The 14,992-nt window shown below is 60.2% G+C and carries 13 protein-coding genes; all 13 read left to right on the plus strand.

Features of this window, described 5'->3' with window-relative positions; genetic code table 11:
• The first annotated feature begins 170 nt into the window (after nt 1-170).
• The 13 genes from tssA to icmH all read left to right on the plus strand — a co-directional run bounded on the left by tssA (nt 171) and on the right by icmH (nt 14,989).
• Nucleotides 171-1,724 (plus strand): type VI secretion system protein TssA, encoded by a 1,554-nt coding sequence (gene tssA, locus M5B43_RS10250; protein ID WP_248749989.1) that lies wholly within the window; start codon nt 171-173, stop codon nt 1,722-1,724.
• A 27-nt stretch (nt 1,725-1,751) separates the two neighbouring features.
• Nucleotides 1,752-2,249: a type VI secretion system contractile sheath small subunit gene (gene tssB / locus M5B43_RS10255; RefSeq protein ID WP_248749990.1), complete on the plus strand. Its 498-nt coding sequence runs from the start codon at nt 1,752-1,754 to the stop codon at nt 2,247-2,249.
• Nucleotides 2,250-2,276: 27 nt separating this feature from the next.
• Nucleotides 2,277-3,755, plus strand: coding sequence for a type VI secretion system contractile sheath large subunit (gene tssC, locus M5B43_RS10260; protein WP_248749991.1), 1,479 nt, complete (start codon nt 2,277-2,279; stop codon nt 3,753-3,755).
• A 14-nt stretch (nt 3,756-3,769) separates the two neighbouring features.
• Nucleotides 3,770-4,171, plus strand: coding sequence for a type VI secretion system baseplate subunit TssE (tssE, locus tag M5B43_RS10265; protein ID WP_248749992.1), 402 nt, complete (start codon nt 3,770-3,772; stop codon nt 4,169-4,171).
• Nucleotides 4,161-5,948 carry a type VI secretion system baseplate subunit TssF gene (gene tssF / locus M5B43_RS10270; protein WP_248749993.1) on the plus strand — a complete coding sequence of 596 codons (1,788 nt, stop codon included), beginning with the start codon at nt 4,161-4,163 and terminating at the stop codon, nt 5,946-5,948. Before tssE ends, tssF begins: the two co-directional genes overlap by 11 nt.
• Complete coding sequence (gene tssG, locus M5B43_RS10275; protein WP_248749994.1) at nt 5,912-6,919, plus strand: type VI secretion system baseplate subunit TssG; 1,008 nt, start codon at nt 5,912-5,914, stop codon at nt 6,917-6,919. The genes tssF and tssG overlap by 37 nt, the downstream gene beginning before the upstream one ends.
• A 13-nt stretch (nt 6,920-6,932) precedes the next feature.
• A complete protein-coding gene (locus M5B43_RS10280) occupies nt 6,933-9,371 on the plus strand; it encodes an AAA family ATPase (RefSeq protein WP_248749995.1) in 2,439 nt (812 codons plus the stop codon).
• Nucleotides 9,368-10,894, plus strand: a complete 1,527-nt coding sequence (locus M5B43_RS10285) for a sigma 54-interacting transcriptional regulator (RefSeq protein ID WP_248749996.1) — start codon at nt 9,368-9,370, stop codon at nt 10,892-10,894. The genes M5B43_RS10280 and M5B43_RS10285 overlap by 4 nt, the downstream gene beginning before the upstream one ends.
• A gap of 71 nt (nt 10,895-10,965) precedes the next feature.
• Complete coding sequence (locus tag M5B43_RS10290) at nt 10,966-11,097, plus strand: type VI secretion protein (protein WP_248749997.1); 132 nt, start codon at nt 10,966-10,968, stop codon at nt 11,095-11,097.
• 17 nt (nt 11,098-11,114) lie between these two features.
• Nucleotides 11,115-12,302 carry a type VI secretion system-associated FHA domain protein TagH gene (gene tagH, locus M5B43_RS10295; protein WP_248749998.1) on the plus strand — a complete coding sequence of 396 codons (1,188 nt, stop codon included), beginning with the start codon at nt 11,115-11,117 and terminating at the stop codon, nt 12,300-12,302.
• A gap of 5 nt (nt 12,303-12,307) precedes the next feature.
• A complete protein-coding gene (gene tssJ, locus M5B43_RS10300) occupies nt 12,308-12,793 on the plus strand; it encodes a type VI secretion system lipoprotein TssJ (RefSeq protein ID WP_248749999.1) in 486 nt (161 codons plus the stop codon).
• A gap of 1 nt (nt 12,794) precedes the next feature.
• On the plus strand, nt 12,795-14,123 hold the full coding sequence (tssK, locus tag M5B43_RS10305; protein WP_248750000.1) for a type VI secretion system baseplate subunit TssK: 1,329 nt from the start codon (nt 12,795-12,797) through the stop codon (nt 14,121-14,123).
• 5 nt (nt 14,124-14,128) lie between these two features.
• Entirely contained in the window at nt 14,129-14,989 is an 861-nt protein-coding gene (gene icmH / locus M5B43_RS10310; RefSeq protein ID WP_248750001.1) for a type IVB secretion system protein IcmH/DotU, read from the plus strand.
• The last annotated feature ends 3 nt before the right edge of the window (nt 14,990-14,992 follow it).

Consider the following 14,992-nt stretch of genomic DNA (forward strand, 5'->3'; position numbering starts at 1 on the left):
GTGTAGGAAAATCCTTAAGTGCCGTTACGTTGCTTGAAGAATGCTTTTTTCATGGCTAAGGTTCGCACACTTCGTTCTGCCTTGGACGGACGTAAAAAGACTTTCTGCTCCGTGTTCTAGTTGCGCAAAGTTTGTCTGTTTCTGCCTTGGATGGTGATATGCGGCCAAAAATGGATTATTCAGAAAAACTGTGCGCCTATTACTTGGAACTTGCACAGGTCCCGTGTTCGACAAGTGGGTTTTGCGGCACGGACATGCGTTTTTCCAGCGAGTTTGAAACCTTGGAAACCGAGCTTGGCAAGGCTCGATCAATACATGGCGTGGGCTTGCCGGACTGGCAGAAGGTCTGTGAACTCAGCGAATGCCTGTTACGTGAGCACTCCAAGGATCTGCGTGTCGCGGTCTGGTTGGCCTGGGCCTTGCACCAGCGCAATTCGTTTCCTGGGCTGCTGGCCGGCCTCGGCTTGCTGCGCCATCTTTGTGAGCATCACTGGGCCCAGGTGTACCCCACCAAGCCGGGAACACGCATTGCGGCACTGGGTTGGCTGGTACTGCGCCTCGAGCCGCTGTTTTTGCAAAACCTGTCGCTGATCGATCAACGGCCCTTGTTCCAGGCACTGCTGGAACACCTCGTACGTCTCGATCAACTATGGGGTGAGCACCTGGGTGGCGATGCTCCCTTGCTGTTACCGGTTCGCAGGCAGCTCTCGGCGCGCTTGGCAGGCGCACCGCAAGGCGGGGCTGAACCCGCGGGCGTCACGGGCGTGGTGACCCAGGTCAAGCAGGTGGCAACCCAGTTACTCAAGCCTGAGCCGCCGGTCAACAGCGAAAAAGAGGCGCATAAATTACTGCGCCTATTGCAGGCGCAGGCCCGCCCGTTATGTACCTGGTGGTTACGTCAGAACGCGACTGACCTGCGTGCCTGGCGCCTGAGCCGAACCTTGGCATGGCTGACGCTCGTCAACTGTCCCGACGCCAATAGTGAGGGGTTAACAGCGCTCCGCCCGTTGGCTGCGGACAAACTCAAGCGGTATCAGGATCGCTTCAACCAAGGCCATTACGCCGACCTGTTGCTTGAGCTTGAGATCAGCCTGTGCGGTGCGCTGTTCTGGTTCGACGGCTTGCGCATGGCCTGGGAGTGCCTTGAAGCCTTGCATGCAGACCTGGCCATGACCGAATTGGAAATGGGCATCGCCCTGTTGTTGCAACGCCTGCCGAACTTGCCGGAGTTGCGCTTCGACGACGGCACGCCGTTTGCCGACGCCGCGACCTGTGAGTGGATCACTGTCCACGTCTTGCGCCATGTGCCTAAGGCGGAGCCTGGCAACACCGTCTCCGACAACGCCGCCACGCCCTGGGAAACTGCTTTGCAGGCGGTGATGCCCAGCCTGCGCAAGGATGGCCTCAAGGCAGCGGTCGGTGTGCTTAAGCAAGGTTTACAGGCCGCGCGCAGCGATCGTGCTCGCTTTCATTGGCGGTTGGCGCTGGCGAGGTTATGTGTGCGGGCGGGCAAGCATGACCTGGGCAAGACCCAGTTGGAGCAGTTGGACCTCGAACTGCAGCAAGCGGGCCTGGAGCGCTGGGAGCCGGAGTTGGTGTTGCACGTCAACCGGCTGTTGTACCGCTGTTATGACCAGTTGCCGCAAAGCCACGCCGTGCGCGAAAGCAAGGACGCTACCTATCGCCGGTTGTGCCAGTTCGATCTCGAAGCAGTACTTGAATAGAGCCCTATCAAAACAAGGAGAAACACCATGGCCAAAGACGGTTCGGTAGCCCCCAAGGAGCGTATCAATATCACCTTCAAACCCGCCGTCGGCGGCGTACAGGAGGAAGTCGAGCTGCCATTGAAGTTGCTGGTGCTGGGGGATTTCTCCCAGCGCACCGACTTACGCAAGCTTGAAGATCGAAAGCCCATTGGTATCGACAAGCACACCTTTGATGAGGTGTTGGCCAATCAGGCGTTGAGCCTGACGTTGAACGTGCCCAATCGGCTCCAGGAACAAGCCGATGTTGAAGCGTTGGCGATCCAGGTCCGGATCAACGCGATGAAGGATTTCGACCCCGCGAACCTGGTTGAGCAAATACCGGCGTTGCAAAAGCTGATGGCGTTGCGGGAAGCACTGGTGGCCCTCAAGGGCCCGCTGGGCAACACACCGAGCTTTCGCAAAGCCATTGAGCAGGCATTGGCCGATGACGATTCCCGCGCACGAGTCCTGGCCGAACTGGGACTGCAAAGCCCTGACGCCTGACCCTTTCAGTAAAAGGACACTGACAACATGACGACTCCCCAATACAACCCACAACCCGCCCCAGCGACCGAGGCGGGCAGCATCCTCGATAACATCGTTGCCCAGACACTGCTAAGCGCCGACGACGAGGCTTACGACATCGCCAAGCGTGGCGTCTCGGCGTTTATCCAGGAACTGGTCAAGCCAAGCAATCGTGAAGAGCCGGTCAAGAAACGCCTGGTCGACCGGATGATTGCCGAGATCGATAGCAAGCTCAGCCAGCAGATGGATGAGATTCTGCACCACCCGGATTTCCAGGCACTGGAGGCCTCGTGGAGAGGCTTGCAGTTGTTGGTCGATCGCACCAACTTTCGCGAAAACATCAAGATCGAACTGCTGAATGTGTCGCGGCAGGACCTGTTGGATGATTTCGAAGACTCCTCGGAAATTACCCAATCGGGACTTTACAAGCACATCTACAGCGCTGAATACGGCCAGTTTGGCGGCCAGCCGGTGGGCGCGATCATCGCCAACTACTTCCTTTCTCCCAGCGCGCCGGATGTGAAGCTGATGCAGTACGCGTCCAGTGTAGCCAGCATGGCCCATGCACCTTTTATCGCCGCTGCGGGGCCGAGTTTCTTTGGCTTGGAAAGCTTCACCGGGCTACCCGACCTGAAGGACCTCAAGGATCACTTCGAAGGTCCGCAATTTGCCAAGTGGCAAAGCTTTCGCCAGAGCGAAGATGCCCGTTACATCGGCCTTACCGTACCGCGCTTCTTGCTGCGAACCCCCTACGATCCCATGGAGTGCCCGGTTAAAACCTTTGCCTATCAGGAAAACGTGGTTAACAGCCATGAACACTACCTTTGGGGCAATACCGCCTACGCTTTTGCCACGCGCCTGACCGACAGCTTCGCACGCTTTCGCTGGTGCCCGAACATCATCGGCCCACAAAGTGGCGGGTCCGTCGAGGACCTTCCGTTGCATCACTTCCAGAGCATGGGGGAGATCGAAACCAAGATTCCTACCGAAGTACTGGTTTCGGACCGGCGCGAATACGAACTGTCACAAGAAGGTTTCATTGCCCTGACCATGCGCAAGGGCAGCGACAACGCGGCGTTCTTTTCCGCCAGTTCCGTGCAGAAACCCAAGTCCTTTGGCATCAGTGAAGAAGGCAAGACCGCCGAGCTGAACTACCGGTTGGGCACTCAGTTGCCCTACATGATGATCGTCAATCGCCTGGCCCATTACCTCAAGGTACTGCAGCGTGAACAGCTGGGCTCATGGAAAGAACGGACGGACCTGGAGTTGGAACTCAACAAATGGATTCGCCAATATGTGGCGGATCAGGAGAACCCCAGTGCCGAAGTACGTGGGCGTCGCCCATTGCGCGCAGCACGCATTGTCGTCAGTGATGTGGAGGGCGAGCCTGGCTGGTACCGAGTGAACTTGAGTGTGCGTCCGCATTTCAAGTACATGGGGGCAGACTTCACATTGTCCCTGGTTGGCAAGCTCGATAAAGAATGAGCAAGGGCCAGGGCATGTCCCATCACAAAAGCCTTTTCGAGCGCCTCGAATGCGATGCGTCAACCCAGGGGGGCCGCGCGGCGTCCGTCGCCGCACATTTGGGGAAGATGCTCAGCATCCGCGCCGGCAGCGTCCAGACACTGCCGGATTACGGCTTGCCTGACCTCAATGATATGCAGCTTAGCCTGCATGAGTCCTTGACCCAGTCGCGGGTGCTGATCGAGCGCTTCATCCGGCTTTATGAACCGCGTCTGACGAATGTGCGTGTCAGGGTGTTGCCTCGTGCCGGTGAACCATTGGTCCTGGCATTTGTAATCGATGCGCAGCTGGTCATCGACGGTGTCGCGCAGCCCGTCGTGTTCCATGCACGCCTGGCGGATGCCGGGCGAGTTGAGGTCTGTGCCCATGACCGTTAACCGTTATTTCCAAAGCGAACTCAGTGCGCTGCGTCAGCTGGGGAGGCGTTTTGCCGAGCGTAATCCCGCCCTGGCGCCGTTTCTTGCGCAGACCGGGCAAGACCCGGACGTCGAACGCTTGCTGGAGGGCTTTGCGTTTCTGACCGGGCGTCTGCGCCAGAAGCTGGATGACGAGTTGCCGGAGTTGACGCATTCCTTGATGCATTTGCTCTGGCCCAACTACATGCGGCCAATACCGGCCTTCAGTATTTTGCAATTCGACCCCTTGAAGCGTGCTGGCCCCAGCGTTCGGGTTGTACGGGACACGGCCGTGGAAAGTGTGCCCATCCAGGGTGAGCGCTGCCGGTTTCGCACGTGCTATGCCACCGACGTCATGCCACTGCAACTCAGTCACCTGGAGTACAGGTGCCAAGGCGAAGGTGCCCGGCTGGACCTGCACCTGAGCCTGAATGCCGAGGGCAGCTTCAATGAATTGACGTTCGACGCGCTGCGACTGCACCTGGCTGGCGACCATTACGTCAGCCAGGCGTTGTACCTCAGTCTGCTGCGCCAGCTGGATGGTATCCAGCTGCTGCTGTTGGGCCACGACGGATTGCCGGTCAATGGCGGCGACGGTCAGCCCATGACGGTTCGGCTCAACCCCAGTCAGGTCCAGCCAGTGGGGTTTTCCGAGGAGCAGGCACTCATCCCTTATCCGCAGAATACCTTCAGGGGTTATCGCCATCTGCAGGAGTACTTCGCTTTTCCCGAGAAGTACCTGTTTGTCGACGTAGAGGGGCTGACAGTACTGCACACACTCTCTCACGAGCTGCTCAAACGGGTGCACGGCATGGTGTTGCGCTTCGAGCTTCGCAACCAAGGTCGTGAGTCCCAGCGTCCCACCCTGGACAACGTGAAGCTGTATTGCACCCCCATCGTCAACTTGTTCCAACAGGATGCGATACCCATTCGCCTGGACGGTAAGCAGGATGAGTACCTCCTGGTACCGGGGGAATATACGCCGGGCAATGCCAGCGTGTTTTCCGTTGACCGGGTCACCGGGTGGCGCCCCGGTGGTTTGGGTTATCAGACTTATGTGCCGTTCGAATCCTTTGAGCACGACAGCGCTGGCGAGTCTTGGGTGGCACCTCCCAGTTACAGCATTCGCCAACGCTCGTCGGTGCAGCATGCCGGGCTCGACACCTGGATGGGGTTCGGCAACCGTCGCGAACAGGGCCAGGAAACACTGTCGATCGAGCTGACCTGTACCAATTGCAACCTGCCTCGGCAGATACGCGCTGGCGACATCAATCAGCCCTGCGAGCAGACACCGGAGTCGCTGACGTTTCGCAACATCACTACGCCGACCGCGAGTTTCGCGCCACCGCTGGACCAGGATTTCCTGTGGAAGCTCATCAGCAATATGTCACTCAACTATTTGTCGTTGACTGACATCAACGCCTTGAAAGTGATTCTCGAAACCTACGACCTGCCGCGTTATCACGATCGCCAGGCGCAGAAAATCAGCCATAAAAGGTTGGGGGCGTTGCGCTCCATCCACCACGAGGCGGTTGACCGGCTGCACCAGGGGTTGCCCGTACGCGGGTTGCGTGTGGACCTCACGGTCGACCCCGCCGGTTTTGTCGGTCGAGGCGACCTGTTTTTATTCGCCTCGGTCCTCAATCAGTTCTTTGCACTCTATGCCAGCCTCAATTCGTATCACGAGTTGCGAGTCATCAGCACACAAGGAGACGTGTATTCATGGCCATCCCGGATGGGACAACAACCCCTGCTTTGACTCAACTGTGTCGTGTTATTCGCGAATACACGTTATTCCAGGCGGTGCTGCAGGTGACCGAGCGATTGCGTGAGGCCCATCCGCTGTTGGATGAAGACGCGCTGTATGACCAGTTGGAGTTTCAGGCCAACCCGAGCCTGGGGTTTGCCGGACACGACATCGACCGCGTGGAGTTCTTTAGGGAGCACGGGCGCTTGCGTGCTCGCCTGCGCCTCAATGTGTTGGGGTTGGTCGGTGCCGGGTCACCGTTGCCCGCGTTTTATAGCGAGCAGGCGTTTACCGAGCGTGCGGGTGGCAACCCCACCCGCGACTTCCTTGATCTGTTCCACCACCGTCTACAGCGCCTGATGCTGCCGATCTGGCGCAAATACCGCTATCGAGCGAGCTTCCAAAGGGGCGCCAATGATGCTTTTTCCGCGCAGATGTTTGCGTTGATTGGCCTGGGAGACCCCGCGATTCGGGGCGCCTCGCAGCTTCATTGCACACGCCTGCTGCCTTACCTGGGGCTTTTGAGTCTGCGTGCGCACTCGGCTGCGTTGATCGAGTCCGTCCTGCGTTACTACTTCAAGCACGAACCGTTGTTCATCGAGCAATGGGTTGAGCGCACGGTGCAGGTCACCCCTTCGCAGCGCAACGACTTGGGACGCGCCAACTGCGCGCTCGGCCAGGACCTGGTCTTGGGGCATCGGATCGCGGACCGTAGCGGCAAGTTCAGGGTGCATGTCCTGGCCTTGGGCTGGCAGCGGTTTCACGACTTCCTGCCGACTGGCAAAGCGTATTCGCCCCTGTGTGCGCTGGTGCGCCTGACCATGCGGGACCCTTTGGAATACGACCTGCGCCTGGTATTGGCGCAAGGGGAAATCAGAGCGTTGCACATCGGGGAGAACAATGTTTGCCGCCTGGGCTGGACCAGCTGGCTGGGCCATGAGCAAGCCGATGGTGTGGTCACGCTCGCCGGCAATTTTCATTAGGGATTGATGACGCATGATTAATGTGGACCTGAAACAACTGATCCTTACGTTGACGGCCCCGACCCGTCGAGACCTGGAGCGTTCGGCTGAGCGTTGTGTGACGCGCGGGGGCCGTGAGGTGTTGGTAGAAGACTTGCTCCTGGCCATGCTTGAACACGCCGATGGGCTGATGGCCAAGGTGTTGGCAGACGCCAATGTGCCGGTGGGCGAGCTGCAAGCCACGCTGCAGCCCAGGAGTGAGCAGGGTGAAACACACAACCCGGTCTTTGCCCAGGCACTGGTGCTCTGGTTGCAACAGGCGCTGATGGTGGCTCACGTCGAGTTGGGCCAGCGTTGTGTAGACCACGGCGCACTGTTGCTGGCGCTCTTGCGGCACCCGCTGGAGCACGCCGGTAGCGGGTACCACGAGCTCCTGGGCCGCCTGGAGGCGGGCAGGGTGCGTGATTTTCTAATGGGCCAGCCCTCCGAGCGTGAGCCAGTGGCCACGCAATCGCTGCTGCAACGCTTTACCCATGACCTCACGCGGCAAGCCCGTGAGGGGCTGATCGATCCGGTGTTGTGTCGAGAGCGTGAGGTTCGCCAACTGATCGATATCCTCGTGCGACGGCGCAAGAACAACCCGATTCTGGTTGGCGAGGCCGGAGTGGGGAAAACCGCGATCGTCGAAGGGCTCGCCTTGCAAATTGTCGCATCACAGGTGCCCGAGGCCCTCAAGTCGGCTCGCGTCCTGACTTTGGACATGGGCCTGCTGCAAGCGGGTGCCGGCCTCAAGGGAGAATTCGAGCGGCGCCTCAAAGGTGTGATTGATGAGGTGAATGCATCGACAGATCCGGTGATCCTGTTTATAGACGAAGCCCATACGCTGATAGGCGCGGGAGGCCACGTGGGCGGTTCCGACGCGGCGAACCTGCTCAAGCCTGCCCTGGCCCGGGGCGCGCTGCGCACCATCGCGGCCACCACGTGGTCGGAGTACAAGCAATACATCGAGAAGGACCCGGCATTGGCGCGGCGTTTCCAGCCGGTGCAGGTTGACGAGCCCAGCGTCGAGCAGGCGGTGTCGATCCTGCGTGGCCTGGTGCCGCTGTACGAGGCGAGCCACGGTGTTTACGTCCGTGATGATGCCGTGGTCGCGGCGGCGCACCTCAGTGCTCGTTACCTCGTGGGGCGGCAGTTGCCGGACAAGGCCGTGGATGTGCTGGACACCGCCTGTGCAAGGGGGCGAACGCTTCAGGCAATGCCACCTGAAGCATTGCAGGACTTGCACACGGAGCTGGCCGAAGGGCAACGGCAACAGTGGGCGTTAAGCCGAGACGCCAACCTCGGTTTACCGGTGGATACACAGGCGTTGCAAGCGCTGAACCTGCGCTTGGACATCGTCGATCACGAGCGTCAAACGCTGGAGCAGCGTTGGGCACGGCAGTGCGCGCAACCTTCGCAGCCCCCGGAAATATGCCCGCATCGGGTGGCGCAGGTCATCAGTGCCTGGACCGGAATTCCCGTCGAACAACTGGCCCTGGAACCCAACGAAAAAGTCCTGGGCCTTGGCGCCGCCTTGCGCGCACGCATCCTCGGCCAGGAACACGCTGTACAGGCCCTCGACCGTGCCTTGCGCGCTGTTGCCGCTGGCCTCAACAAGGCCGATGCGCCTGTCGGCGTGTTTCTGCTGGTGGGGCCGAGCGGTGTCGGCAAGACCGAAACAGCGCTGGCCCTCGCGGACCTTCTGTACGGCGGTGAGCGCTTTGTCACCACGATCAATATGTCGGAGTACCAGGAAAAACACGCGCTCTCCCGATTGATCGGCGCGCCACCGGGTTATGTCGGTTACGGCGAGGGCGGGGTTCTGACCGAAGCCGTACGCCAGCGTCCCTATTCAGTGGTGCTGCTCGACGAAGTGGAAAAAGCCGACCCGGAGGTGCTGAACTTGTTTTACCAAGTCTTTGATAAAGGGCGTGCCAATGATGGCGAGGGGAGGGAAATCGACTTTCGAAACACGCTGATCCTGATGACCTCCAACCTGGGAAGCCGTTGCATCAGCGCGCTGTGCGCCGACGGTCGACGGCCCGATCCCCAGGCGCTGCAAGACGCCATTCATCCCGTGTTACGTGCCCACTTCAAGCCGGCGTTGCTGGCCCGGATGCGTGTCGTCCCGTATTACCCGATTACAGGGCAGGTGCTGCATGACGTGGCAACGCTCAAGCTCGCAAGCCTGGGTAAACGATTGCATCAGCGCAAGCTTGCGTTCACCTTCGCGCCAGAGTTGGTGGGGCATATGGCTGGGTGCTGCGCTGACGGCGACAGCGGTGCACGCTACATCGACCAGTGGATCGAGCGCCACTTGCTGCCCCAGATGGTGGACGGGCTCCTTGATGCCACGGCGTCGGACGAGCCGTTGTCCTGGGTGCATGCCAGGTTGGACGGGCATGGCCAGCCAGCCTGCGAGTTCGGCCGATGACCGATAACCTGTTGACTCAATTACCCGACCCGCTGGCATATGCCGATGCCTTATCGGCCTGCTTCACTCGCTTGGGGTTCGACAGTGATGAACACTCATTACCTGGCGCATGCGTTGCTGGCGCGGCACAACTGAGCCGATGTGAACTCAGCCAGTTGTACTTGCTCGAGGAGACGGGCCGGCTTGAGCTTATCGCCCAGCATTTGCCCGGGCGGTCGGAGGCGGGGGCGACGGCCTCGAGTTCCGACCTGAGAAACCAACAACTGCTGCACTACACCATGAACCAGGGGATGGCTCTGAGCCTGGATGATGTGCAAAGCAGTGGCTATGACACGGGCTTCCTGCCGGCGTTGGCGACCCCTTGGTGCGCAGTGTTGAGCGTGCCGCTGTTCAATCGACTCGGCAGCGTGACAGGCGTGCTGTTATGCGCCAGCCAAGGCCCGGCCCCGTTGCGAGGCTACGCACCATCCCTGGGTCAACTGGGCAGCTTTGCGGTGAACCAACTGCTCATGCTGCGCGCTATGCCATCGAGGCCAGCTGCCACAACGCCGCAGCGCAGCGCGCCGCTTGCCGGGCAGTACGGTTTGATCGGCGGCAGCGCAGCGATGGAGCAGACATGCCGGTTAATCAGCAAAGTCCTGCATGCCCCTTACACCGTGCTGCTGCGTGGTGAGACGGGCACCGGCAAGGAAGTGGTGGCTCGAGCCATCCATGCGGCTGGCCCGCGTAGTGCCAAAGCCTTTGTCGTGCAGAACTGCGCGGCGTTCCCGGAAGGGTTACTGGAGAGCGAGCTATTCGGCTACCGCAAAGGCGCGTTCACCGGGGCTGAACGCAATTATGCGGGGTTGTTTGACGCCGCAGATGGCGGGACGTTGCTACTGGATGAAATCGGCGATATGCCGTTGTCACTGCAAGCCAAATTGCTACGGGTCCTGCAGGAGGGCGAGGTTCGCCCGCTGGGTGCCAGTGCGGCGCATAAGGTTGATGTGCGAATTATCGCGGCGACTCATCGAGACCTGGCGGCGATGGTCGCTGAGGGTAGCTTTCGCGAAGACCTCTATTATCGCCTTGCCCAGTTTCCCATCCTGTTACCGGCCCTGCGTGAACGAGACGGGGATGTGCTGCAACTGGCGCGGCATTTCGCCGACAAGGCATGTGCGGCATTGGGGAGGGCGGCTGTTGAATGGTCGAATGTCGCCCTTGACCAACTGTCCAGCCACGGCTTTCCCGGCAACGTGCGCGAGCTCAAATGTCTGGTGGAGCGGGCCGTACTGCTGTGTGACGACAATGTGATCCTGCCGGCGCACCTGGCGCTGCCCCTGGCCCCGGCGGCGGCCGTTGATGACGCAACGTTGCGCCAGCGTATGGAGCGGGTGGAGCGGGTGTTCCTGCTCGATTGCCTGCACAAGAACCGTGGCAACCGGACCCGTACCGCGCGGGAACTGGGGGTTGCGCGTCGCACGCTGCTCTACCGTCTGGCCCGCTTGAACATTCCCTTTGGCGATGCCAGGGAAGAGCGCTGAGCGATGCGCCAAAGCATTGGCCGTAGCCATCGAATTGAGCCGGCTTGCCTTTTCACTGAAGGAGAAACCTGATGCCTGATCGTCCATGGCAAGCCGTCGTGCTTGTGTTGTGTCTACTGGGCGGCTGTAACGCCAACTACGTCTTTGATGATGCCGAGTACCGTCCTTTGGGTGATCCACAGGCGATCACCCATGGCCGATGAAGGGAGGGCGCCTGACTATGCAGCTCGTGTTTGAAGTCTGTGAGGGCGAGGGCGGTAGAACCGTATCGCCCCGCAAAGTGTTTGACGGCACTGGCGGAGTGATCGGTCGCGGTTCCGGTTGTGATTGGGTGATACCGGACCCAAGCCGCTTGCTCTCCAGCCACCATGGATTGGTCGCTTACCGTGAGGGTCGCTATTTTTTGACCGATATCAGCAGCAACGGTATCGGTGTGGCAGGCAGCGCCGAGCGCCTGCGCAAGGGGCAGGCTCGGTTGATCGGTGATGGCGAGGTGTTTGACCTGGGGGCGGTGGCGATACGCGCGAGGTTGACGGTTGCCCTGCAACCCTCCTGTGAGCAAGGGCTCGGTGCGGGCGTGGCGATCCCCGATGATGCCTTCCTGTCCCTGGACCCTTTGCTGGCTCTGGACCTGGATCATCAGCAACAGACCACCTCGGCTGAGCTGGAGGCATTGAGTAAGGTCGACGGCGAGCCGGGACTGTGGACGGATCGCCACGCAGCCGACCGGGAGCATGTGGCACTGCCACGTCGGGTTGAGCCCGTTGTGGAGGCAATCGCGGTTCATTCTGTTGCAATGACGCCACCGACCGATGAGGTGTTCTGGGCCCAGTTTGCAGCAGCCCTGGGCATCGACCTGGACACCCTCGACAAACCGGGTCGAGAGGCGCTGGCAATCAAGGTTGCGCGCCTGTTTCGCCTGGGCATCGAAGGGTTGCAACAAAGCTTGCACACGCGTGACGAACTGATCGACGAGCTGGGGCCGATGTCTGTCGCCACCCTTGGCGTGCTTCAGAACCCCTTGAAAGCGTGTGCCGATACCGACGCCGCGTTAGCCGCGATGTTGGGCGCGGGAGCGTTGGGCCAGCTACCTGCCGAGCGTGCCATTGTTCAGGCCCATCGGGGTCTGCAAGCGCATCAGGTCGCCCTGCTGGCCGCGTGTCGGAGCGCGATACGCAGCGCTCGCGCCGCTTTCGCCCCAGGGCAACTGTTGTGGTGCTTCGAGTCTCAGGGCAAACCTCCCAGGTTTTTCACGGACGGCGGACACTGGCGCGCCTATCAGCGTCACTACCAGCGTCTGGTGACGCAGGAGCAGTTTACTGATCGTCCGTTGGACCGCGACTTCGCCAAAGCCTATGAGGAACAGGTTCGCCTGATCTCAACCCTGCACGTCGATTATCCAGGATGATATTCATGTATCGAGCCACTCTCATATCCCTGCTGCTCCTGCTCAGTCTGCTGTCTGGCTGCAGCACCGTGTCGCCGTTCTCTACATTGACCAAGTTGGACCTGGTGTTGACCGCCAGTGAGCACGTCAACCCTGACCTCCACGGGCGACCCTCTCCTGTGGTGGTGCACCTGATCGAGCTGCGCCATGGCGTAGCCTTTGAGAATGCCGACTTCTTCAGCCTGTATGGCAACGCGGAGCAGGTGCTGCCAAAGGACTGGGTGAGCAGTGAGGAGGTTGAACTGCGTCCCGGGGACCGCCTGGCGCTCAAGCTCAGTGTCGGGCCTGACAGCCGTTTTGTCGGGGTGTTGGCGGCGTATCGAGACTTGCCGCACGTTCAATGGCGGCTCCTGGTTCCAGTGACCATGCAGCGACTGACCCGCGCCGAACTGGTGCTGGACCAGGCTGGTGTTCATGCTGCCGGTCCGCTCCCCGGCATGGAGGTCCGGTGATATGTCTATGCATAAAGTCATCTGGCAAGAAGGCATGCTGTTGCGGCCACAGCACCTGCAGCAAAACGACCGTTATTACCACCACCAACTTCACCAGACGCGCTTGCTGGCCAATGATGCCTGGGGGTTCCTCACGCTGGAGCTCAATGTGCAGTACCTCAACCTGGGCAAGTTGGTGCTTAATCAGGCCAGTGGCATCTTGCCGGACGGTAGCCTGTTTGATCTGAACTCCGCCATGGAACCCCTGGTATTGCAGGTGCCGGCCAACGCCGACAAGCAGGCGATTTACCTGGCGCTGCCCCTGGCCACCGGGAATCAGATTGAAACCCGCCAAGTGCAGCAGAGCGATGTCGTGGCACGCTACGTCGCCAGTGATGTGGAGGTGGGGGATTCGAACGTCGGGGCGGATATGCGTTGCCGGATCAACTGCGCGCGTCCGGATCTGCGTCTGGTGCTGGGCGAACATCCGAGCGATCAGCGGTTCGTCAAGCTCAAGGTTGCGCAGGTGCTGGAGTCTACCGGCGAAGGGGGCGTCAGCCTGGACGCAGACTTCATCCCAACGTTCATTTTTGTGCAGGACCACGGGTATGTGTCGTCGTGCCTCAAAGAAGTGATCAGCCTGCTTGCCTGCAGGGGGGATGCCATTGCGGCGCGCATTCGTGGCGAGGGGACAGCTGCGGGTACGCAAGTCGGCGACTTCCTGATGTTGCAGGTGATCAATCGTACCGAGTTGGTACTTCGTCATTGCCTGAGCCAGGCGCAGGTCCGCCCTGAAGCCGTGTTCTGTAAGCTGGTGTCGATGCTTGGCGAGTTGTCGACGTTCGCCCATGACAGCAAACGCGCGCATCTGGATGTGCATTACCAACACGCTGACCAGGGCGCCAGCTTCCGTGGGTTGATGGCGCATGTCCGTGCCGTGCTGTCGGTCGTGCTGGAGCAACACGCCATCGAGTTGACATTGCAGCCCCGTCAATACGGGGTCTTGGTATGTCCGGTGAGCGACCTGAAATTGCTGGGTGCGGCCACGTTCATCCTGGCAGCGACTGCGCAGTGTGATTCGGAAGAACTGCGCCAACGCCTGCCGGCGCATCTGAAAGTCGCGCCCGTAGAGCGCATACGTGAGCTGGTCAACTTGCACTTGGCCGGTATCAAGGTCAAGCCCTTGCCCGTGGCGCCACGACAAATTCCGTTTCATGCTGGCAAAACCTATTTCATGCTCGATTTGAGTGCCAGCGATATCGCGCAGTTGGAGCCGTCGGGTGGTTTCGCGTTCCATGTTGGTGGGGACTTTGCGGGGCTTGAACTCAACTTCTTGGCCATCAGGAATTGAATGCTATGGACAGTGATTATTTGCAGGATGAGAAAACCGTCCTGCTCGACCGTGAGGGCCGTGGGCCTGCGCAGGGACCGCTGACGGACTTTCCGTCGCCACCGCGTTATGAGCAGTTGGAAGACCGGATGATCTACGCGGGCCACAGTCTGGGAGCGCAGGGCTTGCAGGTGGGGCTCAACCCTCTTGTGGCGGCGGCCTGGGAATTATTGTCGGAGGTTGTCCGCCTCAAAACCTGCTCCGGTCGTGAGCCCCTTGGCACCATCAACGACCGGCTGTCGTTGGCCGTGACCCAGTTCGAAACCCTCGCCTTGCAGGGGGGTGTCGAAAACAGCCAGGTCATGTCTGCGCGCTACGTGTTGTGCAGTGTGGTTGATGAAGCCGTCGTGACAACCCCGTGGGGGGGCCGAAGCGACTGGTCGAAGATGAGCCTGTTAAGCCGCTTTCATCACGAAACCTTCGGGGGCGAGAAGGTTTTCCAGCTGTTGGAACGACTGTCGCGCGACCCGGTGAAGCACCTGGCTATGTTGGAACTGATTTACCTGTGCTTGTCCCTGGGGTTCGAAGGTAAATACCGGGTCATTGAGCGAGGAGTCGTGCAGCTTGAGGCCATTCGCGATGGCCTGTACCGCCAGATCAGGCATGTGCGCGGTGAGCCAACAATAGAACCTGCGCTGCCCGCAACGCACGCTCAGGTGCGACGCAAACAGCTACGCGTCATTCCTGTCGCCGGGTTCGTCGTCTTCACCCTGGTCTGCTTATTAACGATGTACACGGGATTTGCCTGGGTACTGGGTAAAGAGCGGGCGAGCGCGCTGCAACCTCTTCAATTTTCGGCGTCGGACCTGATCCGCACGCCCTTGTAAACG

It is taken from the genome of Pseudomonas sp. MWU15-20650, from assembly GCF_023242475.1.
GTDB lineage: Bacteria > Pseudomonadota > Gammaproteobacteria > Pseudomonadales > Pseudomonadaceae > Aquipseudomonas.

Excerpts from the sequence above, each read along its gene's own strand:
- tssA (WP_248749989.1), top strand. The coding sequence starts at position 171 with ATGGATTATTCAGAAAAACTGTGCGCCTATTACTTGGAACTTGCACAG.
- tssB (WP_248749990.1), top strand. The coding sequence starts at position 1,752 with ATGGCCAAAGACGGTTCGGTAGCCCCCAAGGAGCGTATCAATATCACC.
- tssC (WP_248749991.1), top strand. The coding sequence starts at position 2,277 with ATGACGACTCCCCAATACAACCCACAACCCGCCCCAGCGACCGAGGCG.
- tssE (WP_248749992.1), top strand. The coding sequence starts at position 3,770 with ATGTCCCATCACAAAAGCCTTTTCGAGCGCCTCGAATGCGATGCGTCA.
- tssF (WP_248749993.1), top strand. The coding sequence starts at position 4,161 with ATGACCGTTAACCGTTATTTCCAAAGCGAACTCAGTGCGCTGCGTCAG.
- tssG (WP_248749994.1), top strand. The coding sequence starts at position 5,912 with ATGGCCATCCCGGATGGGACAACAACCCCTGCTTTGACTCAACTGTGT.
- M5B43_RS10280 (WP_248749995.1), top strand. The coding sequence starts at position 6,933 with ATGATTAATGTGGACCTGAAACAACTGATCCTTACGTTGACGGCCCCG.
- M5B43_RS10285 (WP_248749996.1), top strand. The coding sequence starts at position 9,368 with ATGACCGATAACCTGTTGACTCAATTACCCGACCCGCTGGCATATGCC.
- M5B43_RS10290 (WP_248749997.1), top strand. The coding sequence starts at position 10,966 with ATGCCTGATCGTCCATGGCAAGCCGTCGTGCTTGTGTTGTGTCTACTG.
- tagH (WP_248749998.1), top strand. The coding sequence starts at position 11,115 with ATGCAGCTCGTGTTTGAAGTCTGTGAGGGCGAGGGCGGTAGAACCGTA.
- tssJ (WP_248749999.1), top strand. The coding sequence starts at position 12,308 with ATGTATCGAGCCACTCTCATATCCCTGCTGCTCCTGCTCAGTCTGCTG.
- tssK (WP_248750000.1), top strand. The coding sequence starts at position 12,795 with ATGTCTATGCATAAAGTCATCTGGCAAGAAGGCATGCTGTTGCGGCCA.
- icmH (WP_248750001.1), top strand. The coding sequence starts at position 14,129 with ATGGACAGTGATTATTTGCAGGATGAGAAAACCGTCCTGCTCGACCGT.